This window comes from Sorangium sp. So ce185 (genome assembly GCF_051526825.1).
Lineage (GTDB): Bacteria > Myxococcota_A > Polyangia > Polyangiales > Polyangiaceae > Sorangium > Sorangium cellulosum_D.
This window is the reverse complement of record NZ_CP150316.1, coordinates 9,439,951-9,458,041: the sequence shown is the minus strand read 5'-3', so window position 1 is coordinate 9,458,041 and position 18,091 is coordinate 9,439,951. Positions and strand designations below refer to the sequence as shown.

The 18,091-nt window shown below is 73.6% G+C and carries 17 protein-coding genes; 6 read left to right on the top strand and 11 right to left on the bottom strand.

Going from position 1 to position 18,091, the window contains the following annotated elements; translation table 11 throughout:
- Positions 1-46 precede the first annotated feature (46 nt).
- The 5 genes from WMF26_RS34660 to WMF26_RS34640 form a co-directional block, all read right to left on the bottom strand.
- Positions 47-1,072, bottom strand: coding sequence for an SDR family NAD(P)-dependent oxidoreductase (locus WMF26_RS34660; RefSeq protein WP_437996220.1), 1,026 nt, complete (start codon positions 1,070-1,072; stop codon positions 47-49).
- Positions 1,073-1,183: 111 nt separating this feature from the next.
- Complete coding sequence (locus WMF26_RS34655; RefSeq protein WP_437996219.1) at positions 1,184-2,530, bottom strand: bifunctional folylpolyglutamate synthase/dihydrofolate synthase; 1,347 nt, start codon at positions 2,528-2,530, stop codon at positions 1,184-1,186.
- Positions 2,527-3,384, bottom strand: a complete 858-nt coding sequence (accD, locus tag WMF26_RS34650) for an acetyl-CoA carboxylase, carboxyltransferase subunit beta (protein WP_061622096.1) — start codon at positions 3,382-3,384, stop codon at positions 2,527-2,529. The genes WMF26_RS34655 and accD overlap by 4 nt, the downstream gene beginning before the upstream one ends.
- 10 nt (positions 3,385-3,394) lie before the next feature.
- On the bottom strand, positions 3,395-4,060 hold the full coding sequence (locus WMF26_RS34645; RefSeq protein ID WP_020738766.1) for a CoA transferase subunit B: 666 nt from the start codon (positions 4,058-4,060) through the stop codon (positions 3,395-3,397).
- 25 nt (positions 4,061-4,085) lie between these two features.
- Positions 4,086-4,844: a CoA transferase subunit A gene (locus tag WMF26_RS34640; RefSeq protein ID WP_061622098.1), complete on the bottom strand. Its 759-nt coding sequence runs from the start codon at positions 4,842-4,844 to the stop codon at positions 4,086-4,088.
- Positions 4,845-4,995: 151 nt separating this feature from the next.
- On the opposite strand from WMF26_RS34640, the gene WMF26_RS34635 reads away from it, so the two are divergent.
- Entirely contained in the window at positions 4,996-6,408 is a 1,413-nt protein-coding gene (locus WMF26_RS34635; RefSeq protein WP_437996218.1) for a penicillin-insensitive murein endopeptidase, read from the top strand.
- Positions 6,409-6,555: 147 nt separating this feature from the next.
- Positions 6,556-7,182 carry a hypothetical protein gene (locus WMF26_RS34630; RefSeq protein WP_437996217.1) on the top strand — a complete coding sequence of 209 codons (627 nt, stop codon included), beginning with the start codon at positions 6,556-6,558 and terminating at the stop codon, positions 7,180-7,182.
- Between the two features lie 92 nt (positions 7,183-7,274).
- Here WMF26_RS34630 and WMF26_RS34625 read toward each other — a convergent pair whose 3' ends face one another.
- A complete protein-coding gene (locus WMF26_RS34625; RefSeq protein WP_437332561.1) occupies positions 7,275-8,459 on the bottom strand; it encodes a hypothetical protein in 1,185 nt (394 codons plus the stop codon).
- A gap of 92 nt (positions 8,460-8,551) precedes the next feature.
- Here WMF26_RS34625 and WMF26_RS34620 point away from each other — a divergent pair, with 92 nt between their 5' ends.
- The gene (locus WMF26_RS34620; protein WP_437996216.1) at positions 8,552-11,383 is read left to right on the top strand and encodes an ATP-binding protein; all 2,832 of its coding nucleotides are present in this window, start codon (positions 8,552-8,554) and stop codon (positions 11,381-11,383) included.
- Positions 11,384-11,420: 37 nt separating this feature from the next.
- On the top strand, positions 11,421-11,903 hold the full coding sequence (locus WMF26_RS34615; protein ID WP_437332559.1) for an acyl-CoA thioesterase: 483 nt from the start codon (positions 11,421-11,423) through the stop codon (positions 11,901-11,903).
- 9 nt (positions 11,904-11,912) lie between these two features.
- Here WMF26_RS34615 and WMF26_RS34610 read toward each other — a convergent pair whose 3' ends face one another.
- On the bottom strand, positions 11,913-12,662 hold the full coding sequence (locus WMF26_RS34610; RefSeq protein ID WP_437996215.1) for a M15 family metallopeptidase: 750 nt from the start codon (positions 12,660-12,662) through the stop codon (positions 11,913-11,915).
- Positions 12,663-12,810: 148 nt separating this feature from the next.
- Positions 12,811-13,206: a VOC family protein gene (locus tag WMF26_RS34605; protein WP_437950417.1), complete on the bottom strand. Its 396-nt coding sequence runs from the start codon at positions 13,204-13,206 to the stop codon at positions 12,811-12,813.
- A 191-nt stretch (positions 13,207-13,397) separates the two neighbouring features.
- Here WMF26_RS34605 and WMF26_RS34600 point away from each other — a divergent pair, with 191 nt between their 5' ends.
- Complete coding sequence (locus tag WMF26_RS34600; RefSeq protein ID WP_437996214.1) at positions 13,398-13,529, top strand: hypothetical protein; 132 nt, start codon at positions 13,398-13,400, stop codon at positions 13,527-13,529.
- Positions 13,530-13,886: 357 nt separating this feature from the next.
- The gene (locus WMF26_RS34595) at positions 13,887-14,558 is read left to right on the top strand and encodes a DUF2378 family protein (protein ID WP_437996213.1); all 672 of its coding nucleotides are present in this window, start codon (positions 13,887-13,889) and stop codon (positions 14,556-14,558) included.
- A 420-nt stretch (positions 14,559-14,978) separates the two neighbouring features.
- Here the strand turns inward: WMF26_RS34595 and WMF26_RS34590 are convergent, their stop codons facing one another.
- The 3 genes from WMF26_RS34590 to WMF26_RS34580 form a co-directional block, all read right to left on the bottom strand.
- Positions 14,979-16,319 (bottom strand): PAS domain-containing protein, encoded by a 1,341-nt coding sequence (locus WMF26_RS34590; protein ID WP_437996212.1) that lies wholly within the window; start codon positions 16,317-16,319, stop codon positions 14,979-14,981.
- A 200-nt stretch (positions 16,320-16,519) separates the two neighbouring features.
- On the bottom strand, positions 16,520-17,293 hold the full coding sequence (locus WMF26_RS34585; protein WP_437950411.1) for a phosphoenolpyruvate--protein phosphotransferase: 774 nt from the start codon (positions 17,291-17,293) through the stop codon (positions 16,520-16,522).
- 298 nt (positions 17,294-17,591) lie between these two features.
- A complete protein-coding gene (locus WMF26_RS34580; protein WP_437996211.1) occupies positions 17,592-18,002 on the bottom strand; it encodes an energy transducer TonB in 411 nt (136 codons plus the stop codon).
- Positions 18,003-18,091 lie beyond the last annotated feature (89 nt).

The window sequence follows — 18,091 nt, the reverse complement described above, 5'->3', positions numbered from 1 at the left end:
CCAACTGCCGGCGCGGCGACCGCGGCGCGTGTTCATCGCTCCGCTCTCACCGCGCCGCCTCGGGCGGCGCTTCGTTGTTGCGCCGCGCCGCCTCGTTGCTCAGGCGCAGCAGGGCCGACCCCTGCGCCGGCGCGCGCAGATCCCGCCCCCGCGTCGTCCCCGCGGCGCCGCGGGGCGCCGGCAGGAGCGCGTTGACCAGGCCCATCAGCCGCACCGTCATCTGCGGCGCGACGCCGTGCGCCCAGCTGAGCAGGTGCGAAGACAGCCCGAGCTTCACCTCGGCGCGCCCCTCGCGCGCCGCCGCCACCACCCGCCGGGCCGCGCGCCGCGCGTCGATCGTCGCGAGCGGGATCGACGAGGCCAGGCCGAACCAGCCGAACTCGCGCCGCGGGTCGCCGCCGAACTCGGCGTTGTAGATCGACCCCGTGCGCATCGGCCCGGGGATCACCGTGGTGACCCGCGGGCCCCGCGCGCTGCCGTAGGAGAGCTCGGCCTGGAGGCTCTCCGAGAAGCCCATCATCGCGAACTTCGACGCGTTGTACCCGAGCAGGTGCGGCACCGCGACGCGCCCGCCGATCGACGTCACGTTCACGATCCGCGCCGCGCGCCCCTGCTTCTCCAGGTGCGGCAGCGCGCGCCCCGTCGCGTAGACCGCGCTCCAGTAGTTCGAGCGCATCGCCTCGTCGAGCTCCTCCACGCGGAGGTCCTGCATCGGCGCCACCTGGATCACGCCGGCGTTGTTGACGAGCACGTCGATCCGGCCGAACGCGCGCGCCGCGCCGTCGATGAACGCCTCGGCCGCGGCGCGATCGCCGAGGTCGCACGCGACCGCGTGCACCTCGACGCCGAGCGCCCGCAGCCGCTGCTCGGCCCGCTCGAGCGCCCCCGGGTCGCGGCCGGCGATCGCCACCCGGGCGCCGTGCCGGCCGAACTCCTCGGCGAGGAGCAGCCCGAGGCCGCGAGAGCCGCCCGTGATGACCACGACCCGGCCGCGCAGATCGAGCCGCCGCAGGGCGCGGAACGCCGTCCGCGCGAGCGCGGCCGCCCCGAGGGCCGCCGCTGGGAAGAGCACCGGAGAACGCCGCTTTCTGAACGCCATGCCGCCGGACCGGCATCGCCCGTGCCAGACCGGCGCGCCGCCGCGCAGCGACGCGCCTGCACATCGCGCGGCGGCGCGCCCGCGTCAGAGCGCCACGACCGGGTCCGGCGCGATGCCGAGGAGCGCCGACCGCACCTCGCCTACCAGGTAAATCGAGCCCGTCACGACGACGAGCCCGCCCGGCCCGGCGACCTCGATCGCCCGCGCCACCGCCGCGCGCGGATCGCCGATCGGCTCGCCCGGCGCGATCGCCTGCAGCGCATCGAGCGGCGCGGCCGCGCGGCCCTGCGGCGTCGCGTAGAGCCGCCCCTGCGCCCGCGGCGCGAGCGTCTGTAGCATTTCGCCCCACCCCTTGTCGGCCATCGCCCCGAACACGAGCGCGGTGCGCGCCGCGCCCGGGCCTTCCTCGTCGAGCCACGCGGCGAGCGCCCGCGCGCCGTGCGGGTTGTGCGCACAGTCGAGCAGGACCTGGCCGGCGCCCGCGTCGATCCGCTCCAGCCGGCCGGGCCAGCGGGCCGCGGCGAGCCCCGCCGGGAGCGCCCGCTCGACCTCGGGCCACCGGCCCGCGAGCTGCCACGCGATCCCGCACGCCACGCCCGCGTTCTCCGCCTGGTGCGCCCCGCGGAGGCCGAGCTCCACCTCGAGCGCGGGGCGCCCCGGCCCGACGACGCGCGTCGCGCGCGCGGAAGGCTCCGCGCGCCCCACCGCGATCTCGCCCGCGCGCCCCACCGCGATCTCGCCCGCGCTCCCGCCGCGCTCGGCGCGCGCGACGCGGAGGCGCGGCCCGGCGGAGATCGCCAGCGCCGCGGCCTCGATCGCGGCGTCGGCCTCGGGGTCGAGCGGGCCGAGCACCACGGGCGCGCCCGGCTTGAGGATGCCCGCCTTCTCCCGGGCGATGTCGGCCAGCGTCGGGCCGAGCAGGGCCACGTGATCGAACGCGATCGACGTGATCGCCGTGCAGAGCGGCGCCGCGAGCACGTTGGTGGCGTCGAGCCGCCCGCCGAGGCCGACCTCGACGATCGCGAGGTCGACGCCCGCGTCGCGGAAGGCCACGAACGCGGCCACCGTCAGCGCCTCGAAGAACGTGAGCGGCGCGGGGACCCGCTCGAGCGCGGCCGACAGCGCGCGCTCGAGCGCCGCGTCGTCGATCGGCTCGCCGTCGATGCGGATGCGCTCGGCGAAGCGGGACAGGTGCGGCGACGTGTAGAGGCCGGTGCGGAGCCCGGCCGCGCGCGCGACCGACTCGACCATCGCGCACACGCTCCCCTTGCCGTTGGTGCCGGCGACGTGCACCGCGGCGACGTCGGCGTGCGGGTCGCCGAGCGCCGCGAGGGCCTCGCGCACCCGGTCGAGCCCGAGCACCATGCCCCGCGGCGCCCGCTGCCCCAGCGCCTCGAGCAGCGCCGGGAGCCGCGGCGCCGCCGGGCTCATCGCCGCGCCCGGCGATCGCCCGCGAGGTGCTGGAGCAGCGTGGCGAGGTACGCCTTCATCTCGGGGCGCGGCACGATCGCGTCGACCATCCCGTGATCGAGCAGGAACTCGGCCCGCTGGAAGCCCTCGGGCAAGGTCTGCCGGATCGTGTTCTCGATGACCCGGGGGCCGGCGAAGCCGATGAGCGCCTTCGGCTCGGCGATGTTCACGTCGCCGAGGAAGGCGAAGCTCGCCGCGACGCCGCCCGTGGTCGGGTGGAGCAGCACCGAGATGAACGGGAGGCGCGCCTTGCGGTAGCGCTCGAGCGCGGCGACGCTCTTCGCCATCTGCATCAGCGAGAGGATGCCCTCCTGCATCCGCGCGCCGCCCGACGACTGGAGGAGCACCACCGGGAGCTCCTCGCGCGTGGCGCGCTCGAACAGCCGCGTGATCTTCTCGCCGACGACGGAGCCCATGCTCCCGCCCATGAAGGCGAACACGAACGCGCCGTACGCGATGTCGCGGCCGCTCAGCCGGGCGCGGCCGATCTCGATCGCCTCTTTGGCGCGGCCCTTCTTGTGGAGCGCCGCGACGCGGTCGCGGTAGCTCTTGCCGTCGCTGAACCCGAGCGGATCGTTGGGGACGAGGTGATCGTCCCACTGGGCGAGCTCGCCGTCGTCGAGCAGGAGCCGACGCCACCCCTCGGCGTCGAGCTTGTGGTGGTGGCCGCACTGCGAGCACACCTCGAACGTGCGGGCGAGCTCGGAGGCGTCGTGCGTGTGCGAGCAGCCGTCGCAGCGACGGAACACGCCCGCTCCCAGCGAGCGCTTCTCGCTCGCGTCGGTCGTCGGCAGGGTCTTTTCGGGCCAGGTCATCGGCGAACCCCTAGGCGCTCCGCTGCCCCATCTCCTTCACGTCGGAGGGGACCCGGAGCGTTGGTTGTGTCTTCTCCTGCACCTCTCGGGCGCTCACGCCGGGCGCGAGCTCGCGCAGCACGAGCCCCTCGGGCGTCACGTCGAGCACGGCGAGATCGGTGATGATCCGGTGGACCACGCCGCGCCCGGTGAGGGGCAGCGCGCACTCGGTCAGGATCTTGGGCGCGCCGTTCTTCGCCGCGTGATCCATGATCACGACGACGCGCTTCGCGCTCACCACGAGATCCATCGCCCCGCCCATCCCCTTCACCATCTTGCCGGGGATCATCCAGTTGGCAAGATCGCCCTTCTCGGAGACCTCCATGGCCCCGAGGATCGCGAGGTCGATGTGGCCGCCCCGGATCTGCGCGAACGACTCGGCGCTCGAGAAAATGGCCGAGCCGGGGAGCATGGTCACCGTCTCCTTGCCGGCGTTGATGAGGTCCGCGTCCTCCGCGCCCTCGGCGGGGTACGGGCCGATGCCGAGCAGCCCGTTCTCGCTCTGGAGCACCACCTCGATCCCCGCGGGGATGTAGTTGGCGACGAGCGTCGGCATCCCGATGCCGAGGTTGACGTAGTAGCCGTCCTTGAGCTCCAGCGCGGCGCGCTGCGCGATCTGTTCCCGCGTGAGTCCCATCGTGTCCCCTGTCCCGGCCCCGCGCCTAGGCGGCCGGCGCCTTGCGCACCGTGCGCCGCTCGATCCGCTTCTCGAAGCGCTCGCCCTGGAAGATCCGGTGCACGAAGATCCCGGGCGTGTGGATGTGGTCCGGGTCGAGCGAGCCGACCTCGACGAGCTCCTCGACCTCGGCGATCGTCACCTTCGCGGCCATCGCCATCATCGGGTTGAAGTTCATGGCGGTGTGGCGGTAGACGAGGTTGCCGAACCGATCGCCCTTCCAGGCCTTCACGAGCGCGTAGTCGCCGCGGATGGCCGGCTCGAGCACGTAGTCGCGGCCGTCGAACTGCCGGACCTCCTTCTTCTCGGAGTACTTCTTCACCGTGCCGTCGGGGTTGTAGAGCACCGGCAGCCCGCCCTCGCTGATGGCCGTGCCCGCCCCGGTCGGGGTGTAGAACGCGGGGATCCCGGCGCCCCCGGCGCGGATGCGCTCGGCCAGCGTGCCCTGCGGCGTGAGCTCGACCTCGAGCTCCCCGCTCAGGTACTGCCGCTCGAACTCCTTGTTCTCGCCGACGTACGACGAGATCATCTTCCGGATCTGGCGGTTCTGCAGGAGGATCCCGAGGCCGAAGCTGTCGACCCCGCAGTTGTTGGACACGACCACGAGGTCCTTCGTGCCGAGCTCGCGGAGCGCGGCGATGCAGTGCTCCGGGATGCCGCAGAGCCCGAAGCCGCCCGAGAGGATCGTGGCGCCGCCCGGGATGTCCCGCACGGCGTCCAGCGCGCTCTTGTAGACCTTGTCCATGGCCGACCGAGAGGTACCCCAACTGGCCGCGAGGCAAAAGCCTCCGCTGCGGCCGCGGTACGCCGCGACGCCGGGACGCCGCAGCGCGGCACGGGGGACGGACGGCGCCGGCTTCTTGGCCCGGCCCGCCGAAACCCCGTAACGCACCGGTGTGCCTCGACCGATCTCCGTGCTGTTCACGATCCTGGCGCTCTCCTTGCCCGGCGCTCCGGCGGCCGCCGCGGCGCCGGACGCCCCGGCGCGCTCGGCCGCGGAGGCGCCGGCGCGCTCGAAGGCGCGCTCTGGCGCAGGAGCGCCGGCGGGCTCGAAGGCGCGCGGGGCCGCGGGCACGCGGGCGCGCGCGGCCGCCCCGCGCGCGCGGCTCGCGAGCGACGTCGGCAAGGGCCACCGCCCCCGCGCCGGCGACGCAGGGCCGCGATCGTCCGAGGCGGCCAAGACCAAGCCGGCGCCCAAGCCGCCCGCCGCGTCGGTCGGCCACCCGAACGAGGGGCACCTCGAGGGCGGCGTGCGGCTCGACACCTCGCGCAAGGACATCCGCGTCGTGCCCGCCTACGCCCACGCCGACGTGCGCTGGGGGCTGCCGGCGCTCGTCGGCATGATCGAGCGCGCGGCGCGCGGCGTGGCCAAGCGCTTCCCGGGCGCCGTGCTCGAGGTCGGCGACCTGTCGCGCCAGCGCGGCGGCGACGTCCACCGCCACAACTCCCACGAGAGCGGCCGCGACGTCGACCTCGGCTTCTACGCGCTCGACGGCCGCGGCAAGCAGGTCCACGCGCCGTACTTCCTGCGCTTCAACGCCCGGCTCGCCTCGACCAACCTGCCCGGGGCGCGCTTCGACCTGCCGCGCAACTGGCTGCTCGTGCAGCACCTGCTCACCGATCCCCGCGCCCACGTGAGCCACATCTTCATCTCCGATCCGCTGCGGCACGCGCTGCTCGCCCACGCCAAGCGCATCGGCGTCTCCCGCGCGCTGCTCGTCCGCGCGCAGCTCGCCATGATGCAGCCGACGGGCTCCGAGCCGCACGACGACCACATGCACGTGCGCATCTCCTGCCCGAGCGCCATGCGCGGCAGCTGCATCGAGCTCGCGAAGAACGCCCCCTCGTTCCGCACGCGCGCGCGCATGGCGAAGGCGGCCAAGGGGCTCCGGACCCCGGCGTCCCCGCGCGCGGGGGCCGCGCGCGCGGGGACGCCGGAGCCCGCGCCCGCGGCGCCCGCGCCGGAGCGGCCGCGCGAGGCCGGCGCGAGCGGGCGCGACGCCGCGAAAGGCGCACGCCGCGAGGACGCGCGCCGCGAGGACCCGCGCCGCGAGGACCCGCGCCGCGAGGACCCGCGCCGCGAGGACCCGCGCCCCGCGAAGGCCGAGCGCCGCGCCGCGCCCCGCGCGGGCGAGGCCGACGCGATCCCCCTCGCCGCCGCGCGCGCGGCGGCGCAGCAGCCCATGGGCGGCCTCGACCTGTCCTTCCTGCGGCCGTCCACGTCCCAGGAGGACGTCGAGGCCGATTCGGACGGCGCCGACGCGAGCGGCGCGCTCGACGACAGCGGCGCGCTCAAGATCACGGACTGAGCCCGCCTCCCCCGGCGCACCACCGCAGCGACGTGCGACTAACGCATTGCATTGCAGGTGGTCCCGCAATCTGGAATCGGGACGCCGGCGCGTCTTTACCGCGAGAGAAGACCTCGGGCAGACTGGGGCGAAATGATGGGGGTGTTCATGCGGCAAGCGGACTCCCAGACCTCGATTCCCACGCTTCCATCCGCTCCTTCGCTGGTCGCGAAGGAGCATGATCGCCGGGCGCTGTTCGCGGCGCTCACGTTCGTCGACAAGCCTCCCCGGAGCGCGGCGGCGCTCTCGGGCTGGTTCGAGAAGCACCTCGTCGCGCCCGGGCGGATGCGGCGCCCGACCTATGTGACGGAGGGCTTCTCCATGCAGGTGGCGCTCGGCCCGGCCGCCCCGGAGGAACCGGACGAGCGCGAGCTCCAGGCGCTCGTCGAGGCGGCGCGGTTCCGGGTGCTCTCCTCGCTCCGCGCCCTCATGCCGCCCGCCGCGGACGATCGCTTCCTCGCCGCGGCGATCGACGACGGCCGCGTGCGCCGCGCCGGCGACGGCGCGCTCTGGGAGCCGTGCCCGCGCGAAGAGGACCTGCTCAGCGACATCGTCCTCAGCCTGTTCGCCGCGGATATCCTGAGCTACCGCGAGTTCCACGACGCCTACCTCTGCGTCTGCAAGACCTGCCTCCGCATCGACTTCGATCCCAGCCGCTCCGGCCGGACCGGCTGCCCCGAGCACCAGCCGACCGCCACGGTCAACGTGATGCGCCGCAGCCGCCCGCCGCTCTGACGCCCGGCCCGCGGCCGCACGAGCCGGCGCGGCCGCGGTCGCGCGGACCGGCGTTGCGCGCCGGCGCGGCGCAGGGGCTCAGCGGCAGCGGCTCAGAGGCAGCCGAGCCGGCACCGGGACGCCTGCTCCAGGCACGTCGACAGGCAACTCTGGTAGCGCTGGTACTGGCTGCCCTGCGTGGGCTCCTTGCCGCATTGCGTCGCCCTGCACGCCTGGTGCTTCCGCTCGCACGCCCCCACGCACCCGGCGTTGCCGCCGGCGGGCGCGTTGGCGGCGGCGGCCGCGCGCGGCGCCGCCCCGGGGGCGTCCGGCCGGGCGGCCGGGACCTCCGCCGCCGGCGCGTCGCTCCCCTGCGCCGGGGCCGTCCGCTGCGCCGCGTGGGCGGGCGCCGGCCCGCAGCGCTCGAAGGCGCGGCGCATCACGTCGTCCGCGGCGCCGGGCGGGATCTCGCACGCCCGCGCCACGCTCTCGATCCGGCGCTCGATCGCGGCGGCCGCGCGCGCCGCGACCCCGTCCGGCCGGGCGGCCGTCGGCGCCGCAGGCGCGGCGCTCGCGGGCGCGGCGCGCGCGGCCGCCGCCTCGCCGTCCGGCGCGCTCGACGCCCGGCCGATCAGGAAGGCGACGACCAGGCTGGCCACCACGAGCCCCAGCGCGGCGAGCAGGAGCCGCGGATCGACGCGGCGCGCGGCCCGGGCCGGCGCGCGCTCGGCGGCGCCCGGCGAGACGGCCGGGCGCGCCTGCCCCGCGGCGCCGCGCGGCCGCGCCGCGGCGGGCTCCGGCGTGGGGACGGTCGGCGTCCGTGTGGTCGGCGGGATGGGCGGCGGCGCCAGCGTCGCGACCTCGGTGGGAGGCGAGGGGACCGGCAGCGCCGCGAGGTTCGGCAGCGGCGCCGGGCGCGGGATGTCGGTGTGCGCCGGCGCCTGTGCGATCGACGAGGCGGGCGGCACCGTCGGCATGTCGGGCCACTCCACGAGCGGCCGCACCGCGCGGAGCTGCTCGACGAGCGACCAGAGCTCGCGCCGCTGCTCGAAGCGGCGGACGAGCTCGTGCGCCGCGGCCTGCATCCCCCGATCCCAGGGGATGTCGGGCACGCCGAGCTCTTCTGCCAAGCGGCGCAGCTCGGCCAGGCTGAAGCAGGCGGCGATGCGCCCGCGGATCTCCGCGGCATTGCGCGCCGTGCTACCGGCGCGCGGCGGCGTCCCCGTGACCTCGTCGTCCACGCCCCGCAGCTTACCGCACGCGCCACCGAAGCCGAACCTGGTATAGGCTCGGGACATCGTGTCCCGCGCTGCGGCACCCGAGGACGCGGAGGCAGGGAGATGAGCCGAGGGGAGTGCCCCGCGCTGCGGCACCCGGGGACGTGGAGGCCATGGAGATGAGCCGAGAGGACAGTGCAACTGGCGCAGCGACGCCCGCCCGCGCACCGCTCGTCGGGCGCGAGGCCGAGCTGTCGGCGCTGGCCCGCGCCCTCGACGCGGTCGAGCGGGAGCGCTCGACGCGGACCGTGACGCTCGTCGGCCCGCCGGGCATCGGCAAGAGCCGGCTCGTGAGCGAGTTCCTCGAGGGGCGGCGCGAGGGCTCCGCCGCGCTGCGCGTCTACGCGGGCGCCGCCGGCGACGTGGCGTCCGCGTACGGCATCTTCGCGCGGCTCCTGCGCGCCCGCTTCGGCCTCTCGGACGCCATGGACAAGGACGCGGCCCGCGCCGAGGTCCGCGCGCAGGTCGCGCACGTGATGGGCGACCGCAAGGTCGGCGACGTCATCTACTTCCTCGGCCAGTTCATCGGGCTCGCGTTCGGCGACAGCCCGCTCACCCGCGCGGTGCAGGACGACCCGGCGCAGGGCGACCTCATCCGCCGCGCCGTGCTGAAGGCGTTCCTCGAGGCGGACGCGGCCCAGGGCCCCATGCTCCTCGTCTTCGAGGACCTCCACGCGGCCCACGACGACTCGCTCGCGCTCCTGCGCTACCTCGTCGAGTACCTCGCGGCCCCGATCCTGATCGTCTGCGCGGCCCGCCCGGAGCTGCTCACCCGCCAGGACGACTGGGGCAAGGTCGGCGAGCGGCGCCACGCCCTCGTCGAGCTCACGCCGCTCGGCGAGGCCGAGGCGGCGGAGCTGGCGCGGGCGCTGCTCGCGCCCTGCACGCCGCGCGGCGGCGAGGACGTCGTCGTCGTCGACGCCGCGGGGGCGGAGTCGCAGGCCCGGCCGGGCGCCCCGCCCGAGCTCGTCGAGGCGGCCTGCGCCTTCGCGAACGGCAACCCGGCGCTCATCGAGCAGATGGTCCGCATCTGCCACGACCAGGGCGTGATCGAGGAGCTCGCGCCCGACTCGGGCGGGCCGCGCTGGCGCGTCCACCTCGGGAAGCTGTCGACGGCGGCCCTCCCGGCGACGGTCGAGGACGCGGTGAACGTCCGCCTCGCCGCGCTCGATCACGACTGCCGGCAGCTGCTCGAGCAGGCCGCGACCATCGGCCCGGTGTTCTGGAGCGGCGCGCTGTTCGTGCTCGGCCGGGCCGGCTGTCAGGCGCCCGAGCTGTGGGGCGAGGAGCAGAGCGACAGGGATCTCGACCGGATCAACGCCGCGCTCCGCGCGCTGTGCGACCGCGGCTACCTGCGCAAGCAGGGCGAGTCGAGCTTCGCGGGCTCGGACGAGTACGTGTTCGTGCACGACAAGGAGCGCGAGGCGCTCCAGAAGCGGATGAGCGCCGCGGCCCAGCGGCGGTACCACCACGCGATCGCCGAGTGGCTCGAGCAGCAGGTGGCGGTGCGCGCCAGCGAGGAGCTCCTCGCCGAGCTCGCGACGCACCGCGAGCGCATCGGCGACGCGGTGCGGGCGGGGCTGTCGCTGCTCGACGCCGGGGACGTGGCGCGCGGGCGCTACTCGAACGCGAAGGCCGCGGAGTACTACGCGCGCGGGCTGTCGCTGCTCGGCGACGCGCACGTCGCGCGGCGCATCGACGCGCTGCACGACTACGGCGACGTCCTGCAGCTCGCCGGGCGGATCGACGACGCGCTCGCCGCCTTCCGCGAGATGCTGACGCTCGCCTACCGGCTCGACAACCGGCGCAAGGGCGGCGCCGCGCACAACCGCATCGGGCGGCTCTACCGCGACAGCGGCTCGCTCGACGAGGCCGGCAAGCACCTCACCACCGCGCTCCGCCTGTTCGAGGGCGCGCGGGACGAGCGGGGGATCGCGTCGACCATCGACGACATCGGCAAGCTGCACTGGCTCCGGGGCGAGTACCAGGAGGCGCTCAAGTGGCTGCGCGACGCGCTCGCCCGCCGCGAGCGGATGGGCGACCGCCGCTCGATCGCGCTGTCGCTGAACAACCTCGGGCTCGCCCTGCAGGACTCGGGGGAGTTCAAGCAGGCGCTGAGCACGTTCGAGCGGGCGCTCGCGATCCGGCGCGAGATCTCGGATCTGCTCGGGGTCGTGGTGAGCCTGAACAACCTAGGGATGATCGCCCAGGATCAGCGCGACCACCGCCGCGCCCTCAAGCTCTTCGAGGAGGCGCTGGAGGTGGCGCGGCAGGTCGGCGATCGCAACCGGACGGCGCTCATCCTGACGAACATCGGGGGGACGCTCTACCGGAGCGGCGATCCCGACGAGGCGGTGCGGGTGCTGCAGCAGGCCGAGGAGCTCTGCGACGAGCTGGGCGACCGGCTCGGCCTGGCGGAGGCGCGGCGCGCGCTCGGGAAGGCGTACATGCTCCGGGGCGATCTGGAGAAGGCGCGCGACTCGATCAGCCGGGCGGTGGACCTGTTCGCCTCGGTGCGGAGCAAGGTGCACCTCGGCATCGCGCTCCGGACGCTCGGCGAGATCACGGCGGCGGGCGGCTGGGGCAGCGCGAACACGAAGAGCGCGCGCGCGTATTTCGCGCGGTCGGTGAGCATCTTCGAGGAGACGGGGAACGAGCTGGAGCTCGCGCGCACGTTCCAGGCCTACGCGCGGTTCTTGACGACGGACCGGAGCTTCGTGGCGAACATGGCGGCGCGGCGCGAGGCGGTGACGATGAACGATCGGGCGGAGGCGATCTTCGGGCGGCTGAAGATCACGTCGATGCGCTTCGAGGACGAGCCCACGCTGCCGACCGGGCCGCCGGGGCTCGCGAAGCAGCCGGTGTCCTCGCCGAGCCCGGGGCGGGCGGGGACGGCGGAGGAGCCGTCGTTCCCGAGCCCGGGGCGGGCGTCCACGTCGAGCTAGCTCGAGCGCTCCTGCGGCGCGGTGATACACCTGCCGGGTGAAGGCCCAACACGAGAAGCGCGCCTCCGATTCGGTCACGACCATGACCGAGTACGTCCTGCCGACGCACGCCAACGCGCTCGGCACGATCTTCGGCGGGCAGGTGCTCGCCTGGATCGACCTGTGCGCCGCCATCTGCGCGCAGAGGCACACCGGCAGCACCGTCATCACCGCCGGCATCGACGACCTCTCGTTCGACCGCGGGAGCAAGGTCGGTCAGGTCGTGCGCCTGGCCGCGCGGGTGACCGCGACCTTCCGCACGTCGCTCGAGATCCTCGTGTCCGTCGAGGGGGAGGACGCGGCCACGGGCGACGTCTGGCCCATGGTCACGGCCTTCGTGACGTTCGTGGCCGTCGACGCGTCGCTGCGGCCGACCGCCGTACCGCCGCTCCGGCTGGAGACGGACGAGGACCGCCGCCTCGCCGAGGCCGCGGCGGAGCGGCGCGCGCGGCGGCTCTCGCGGCGCGGCCGCGGCGCGTGAGCGCCGGCGCTACTTCTTGATGAACCGGTCGGGATTCCCGAGGAACTCGAAATGCATCGTGTCCTCGAGGTCGTCGTGGCCCAGCCAGTCGAAGCCGTAGCGCTCGAACGCCTTGATCCAGCAGCGGGAGAGGGACGTGCGCTCGTAGGCGGTGCGTTTCTTCTCCTGGCACAGGGGGCTCGTGGGCCACGGATCGACGCAGCCGCAGCACGGGTTCCGGTCAGGATCGATGTCGATCGCGATGCCGAACAGGTGGTTCGAGATCTCGGCGCCCCGGTAGCTGTTCGCCGTGCGGAACCCGCCGACCGCGCGCGGCGTGTAGCGGCGGGACTTGCTGGAGCACGTCGCGCGGATCCGCTTCTCCACGCAGTGGAGCGCGGGCGCGATCTTCTCGTGGATGGAGACCGGCAGACCCATGAACTGCACGGTCTTCGCCTGGGAGTGGGCGCTCTCGGAGTTGTAGCGCCGCGTCTCCTCGGTCTCGACGTGGCCGTAACGCTCGGCGAGGTAGCGGACCGCCTTGGCGTGCTTCTTCGGGTTGAGCATGCCCTTCTGGACGAAGGTGCGCCGCTTCAGGAACTTCTGCGGGCTCTGCACGCGGCACTCGTACTGCGTCGTCTTCTTGCTCTTGCTCTTGCCCCGCGCGGCCTCCTTCGCCTCGGCGACGGGCCCGCCGCCGAGCCCCGAGGGGCCGGCCGCAAGCAGGGCGAGCGCTGCTGCCACGAGCAGGTGCACCCGTGTCCGGCCGTTCGCGTTCACGCGCGGAGGTTAAGCAGGCCAGGTCAGGGGCGGCAAGGACTTGCCGCAGCTGCCCGTCAGGAGATCGCCGTCAGGTGACAGGGCGCACCCCCTCGGCCGCTGCGCGCTGCGTCGCGGCGACGGCGCTGCCGCGGCGCAGCGGTCGATCTCATGGGGCGGACCACGGCGAGCAGATCTCCACGAGCACGCCGTTCAGGTCGCGCACGTAGGAGACACGCTGGCCCCAGGGCATGTCGTGGGGCTCCGCGACGGGCGCGGCGCCGGCCTGGACCGCGCGCGCGAACGCCGCGTCGACGTCCTTGCTGGTCACGAGGATCTCGAACCCAGCGGGACGCGCGCCGGGCCGGTTCTTCACGAACTCGGGCAGGTGCTGCTGGACGAACTCCTCCCGCACGAACCCGAGCGGCACGTCGCCCTGCATCTCGCAGTAGTCGTTGCCGTCGGCGACGAACTTGCGCTCGAAGCCGAACGCGCGCTCGTAGAACGCCGCGGCTTCCACCGCGTCGGGCACATAGACGATCACGCCACCCAATCCTGTCTTCATCAGAGCCTCCTCGCGGGTCTTCCGCCCACGCGCTCCGGCAACCTACGGCGCCCCTCCTGACAGCGTGCTGTCAGGAGACGTGGCGCCTTGCGCAGCGCGCTTCGCCGGGCTGCTCAAGGCGCCGCGGGAGGCCGCTCCGGCTCATCGCAGCCCGCGAGCCGCGCTCCGATGACGCAGCGCCGGACAGCGAGGTGCAGATTCTGCGCAGCGATCACGTTCAGGTCGAGCGGGCGAAGCCGCCGCAGCGCGACGAGCCCTTCATGGCCGAGGAGCTCCCGCTGCGCGCGGCGGAGCTCCGCGAGATCGGCCAGCCGGTGCGCTGATGGCCCGTTTGACGCGGTGTTCCTTCGGCCAGGACGCTCGCGGATGTGTCTCTGCACACGCGCGCTCGTCGCGGGCGTGGAGGTGGGTACCGTCCTGGCCATCGGCCCCGGTTGCAGCGCTGAAGCGGCGTTTCATCCATGCAAGGGAAATCCGCCGTGAATCCCCTTGTTCGTGCGGCGACTCGTTCCTGGATCGAGCGGCATGGCCATTGCAGCGTCGGGAGCGTTCCCTCCGCTGCGGTGGTTGCCGCAAGCGGCCCTGTTGAGATTTTTTTCGCCGCGAGCTCCCATATGAAAGAGGTCCGCAGCGACCACCGCCGGCAAGCCAACGAGACGCCGATTCCCAGGAGCGGTGTCATGCGCACCCTGCCTCGAAGCGTCATGCCGGCGAGCGCGCCGGCCGCCGAGGGGCCGCTCGTGGGGCCGAACGGTGCGTCCTTCGAGGTGCGTCCGTCCGATCCGCTCCTCGGCAACATCGACATCGACGCCGTGGTGGCGGCCGTCCCCGAGTTCTACGCGATGAAGGGGATGTTCTTCAACGCGCTGGCGGCGACGCTCGGGGAACGGTTCGCGCAGGTGGTGACGACGCTGTCGAGCCCGCCGCGGGGCGGGCTTTACCTGCCGTTCTCGGACTATCCGATGCGCGACTTCCTGCGCGTCTACGACGCCGCCGCGCGGCTCTCGCACCCGAACCGGAGCTCGCGCGAGGCCTACCGCCGCCTGGCGCGGCAGCAGGTCGCGGCGTTCCGGGAGAGCGCGCTCGGTCGGATCACGATGCACCTGGCGACCGACCCGGGCGCCGCGCTGATGCGCTACACGGGCAGCCTCGGCGCGCTCGTGAAGGGGCCGTCGGCCAGGGCGCGGCAGCTGGGGCCGTCGGAGGTGCAGATCGACATCGGCAGCTTCCGCGGGATGCTGGAATACCCGCTCGGGAATTTCGAGGCGCTCGTCATGGGATACGGGGCCAAGCCGACCATCGCCGTGGAGGTGCGAGGGCCGGACGCGCTGCAGTTCGTGGTCACCTGGTAGGTGGCGCGCGCGGGTGGCCCGCGCCGGCGGGAGGGTCAGCGCGGCGGGGGCGGGTGGGCGCTCGGCCATCCGCCAAGACGGGCGGCGTGGGAGCTTGCGCTGAGAACACCGCCCGGCATGTCTCCCTTCGGGCCATGCCAGCTGGGACGTTATGTTGCGCGCCACACAAGGCGCGCCTGGAGCGCTGAGCCCGCGGAGACCTTATGGCACCTCGGTCGGTGCTCGCCGCGCCCACCCGCCCCCGCCGCGCTGACCCTCCCGCCGGCGCTACGGTGGTGTAAGGGGGGCGGTTCATCCGATCGCGGAGCGATCGGGGGCGAGGCGGCTCGCAGCGATGTCGTCGACACCGCACGACAGGACGAGCCGAGCCCGACACCGTCGAATCGGCGGTGGTCCGAGATTCTGCGCTTTCGGACGGAGTCAACCTGCTTGTCGCGAACGCCCCGTTTGGCGGAGGGCGTACGCGATGCCGCTCTGCAAGGTGCCGAGCGTGGTGATGCCGGACAGGTCCACGCCGAGCGTGACCAGCGTCTGCGCCACGTCCGGGCCGACGCCGGTGAGCACCACGCGGGTGCCGAGCAGCTGGGCTGCGCGCGCGGTCCGCGTCAAGGCGTCCGCGACGTGCGTGTCGATCGCGCGTACACCCGTGACGTCCAGGATCGCGGTGTGGGCGCCGTGATTGCTGATGCCGGCGAGCAGCGTCTCCATGATCTGCGCCGCGCGCGCGGTGTCGATCGTCCCCACCAGCGTCATCGCCACCACCCGGTCGGCGATCGGGATGAGCGGCGTGGACAGCTCCCGTAGGGCGGCCTGCTGGGCGGCGATGATCTTCTCCTGCAGCGCGGCCCGTTCGGCCTCAGCGTGCCTCAGCGTCGTGGTGTTGGTGACGACGCCGCCGAGGCCGATCGGCTCGCCACGCCCGTCGAAGATGGGGAATTTGACCGTGGAGAAATGGATGCTCGTGTCGCCGAGCAGCAGGACCTCCTCGCACTGTATCGCCTTCCCCCCGGCAAGCACGTCGCGCTCCCTCGCCACGACCTCGTCCGTGGCCTCGGGGGCCAGGGGGCTCAAATCATGTTCCTTCTTGCCGATGACGTCGACGACATGCTTCCGATAGACCTCCGCGTGAGCGCGGTTGGTGAAGACATATCGCCCGTCGATGTCCTTGATGAAGATGGAGTCGCGCGAGTGGTCCACCAGCTGAAGCAGCAGCTGAAGCCGCCCGCGCAGCGCGTGCTCCCTCCACGGCGCGGCGCCGGCGTCCTCCACGATCGCCGCGATCTCGCGGGCGGCGCCGTCGTCGTCGCGCAGCACCGCGTAGGTCCACCGGCAGAGGCGCGCCTGCCCGTCTTTCGTCCTGCCCTCGCTCGTGACCGAGGCGAACCGGTTCTCCGCCCAGTCGCGCATGAGCGCGCGCACCGCGTCCGGGGACACGGGATCTGCGGCCACGAGGTCGGAGAGCGCGCGACCGACGGCCTCGCCCCCGCTCCAGCCGAAGACGCGCTCGGCGCCATCGTTCCACCGCGTCACCGTGCCATCGGGGCGCCAGCGGATCTGCGCTGGCTCCGGCGCGAGCAGCCACGAGAGCGCGGCGAGCGCGGCGTGAGCGTCCGCGGTCGCCGCGCCGCGCGGCGCTGCTCCCTCGGCCGCAGGGCCGCAGGGCCGCTCCGCGAGCGCCCTCTCCAGCTCCTGTACGCGCGCGTGCAGCGCCGTGATCTCCGCCCTGAGCCGCCCGGTCTCCCCCAGCTCATCGTCTGCCATTGCCAGTTGCTCGACTGTATGCGGAGCGTGCGCGAGTCCGCAAGGTCATCGCGGAGCACACGCAGCTCGGGGCAAACCGAGCGTCGCCTGGCCCACAATGCCGACCGGCATCGACCCGAGCTTCTGCCGTACGAGGTCGTATCACCACGCCCGCGAGGACAACCCGCAGGACGGTGGATGTCGGCGGATCGGGAGGGCGCTCACATCGGCTCGGGCTCGTTGGGCTCGGCCTTCTTCCTGGCGCTGGCGGCGCGGGACCGCTGCTCGGCGCGCCGGGCTTCTTCCGCCGCGTCCTCGTACGGCGAGAGCAGCCGGTCGCGGAGGAGCGCGTGAGTCTCGTCCCGGTCGTCGTCGTACTCGGCGTGGACCTGGACCATGAGCGTGCCGTACGCCTCGTGCCACGCCTCCACCGCCTTGAGCGCCGGGTCGGCGCTCTTCGCCTCGGTGACGCCGAGCTTCTGACCGTACAGCTCGGTCCAGCGACGCAGCCGGCCCACCTCGGCCGAGAGCCCGAGTCGCTCCACCGCCGCCTTCACGTCCTTGCGCTCGAGCGCCTTGATCATCGCGCTCATGCGCACCCATTGCTGGGAATGGACGAGCCGGACGAAATCGATGCCCGCCGAGAGCACCTCGGAGCGCACCAGCAGGGCGTCGCCGCGGCGCGCCGCCTCGTCCTCGGTCAGCGGCAGGATGCCGTCATGATCGAACGCGCGCTCGATGGCGTCGAGCTGGCCGTTGAACGCGCCGATGCAGCGATCCGCGCCGCGGTCGATCGCGACCATCGAGGCGTCGGTGCCGCCGAGCGCCGCGATGACCTCGGTCGCCGCGATGACGGACTGGGCCGCCGCATCGACCTTGGCAGATAGCTTGATCTTCTTCGATTTCAACGCCTCCCGGTGAGCGGTGAGCTTGGTTCCTGCAATGATGCACCCGCTCGGCGTGAGCCGGCGGGCGAGAAATGCGGATTTGGTCATCCAGCCGGGGTATCGCCGTCTCCGTGTCTCGACAAGCGCACAGCACGTCTGCGGCGCGGGGGGGCACGTCTGCGGCGCGGGGGGCACGCCGACGGCCAAGGCGCGTCCCTCCACCGCGGGCTGCACGCCGGCGGCGGTCCCCCCACCGTGGGCTGCACGCCGGCGGCGGTCCCCCCACCGTGGGCTGCACGCCGGCGGCGGTCCCCCCACCGTGGGCTGCACGCCGGCGGCGGTCCCTCCACCGCGGGCTTGCACGCCGAGGTGGTGCCCCACGGCAGCTCACGCTGCGGGCGACGGATTATCGAGCGGTCAAGGGCTGCGGCTTCTTGACGTAGCGGACGGTGATTGGCGGCGTCCAGCCAGGGATCGGCGATCCATACCGGTCTTTCATCGGCACGTAACGTTTCGTCATTGCGCACTCGGCTGCGGCCGATCCGAAGCCGTGGCCAGGGTCCTGCAGGATCATTGCCCGTCGGGGGAAGCCGTCGAAATCGACGTAAACCCTGATAACAACGGTGCCCTCGTCGATGCCGTTCTTTTCTGCCTCCTCAGGAAAACCACACGCCCACGTTCCACGGCGTGCCGGACGCTCGCGCGCTGCGTCCTGCTGCGCGGCACCCGGCATCGCGGCCGTCGTGGCCTCGCATGCGGTCGCGGTCCACAGGGGCAGGAGCAGAAGCGTCGCGATCACGCGGCTGGGGCGTTCCATCAGGAGACGATATCACCGAGCGACTGCGGTGGTGTCGCCGCGCTGTCTCGCGCGACAATCGCGTGGGCACCGTGTCCCAGGGCGAGATG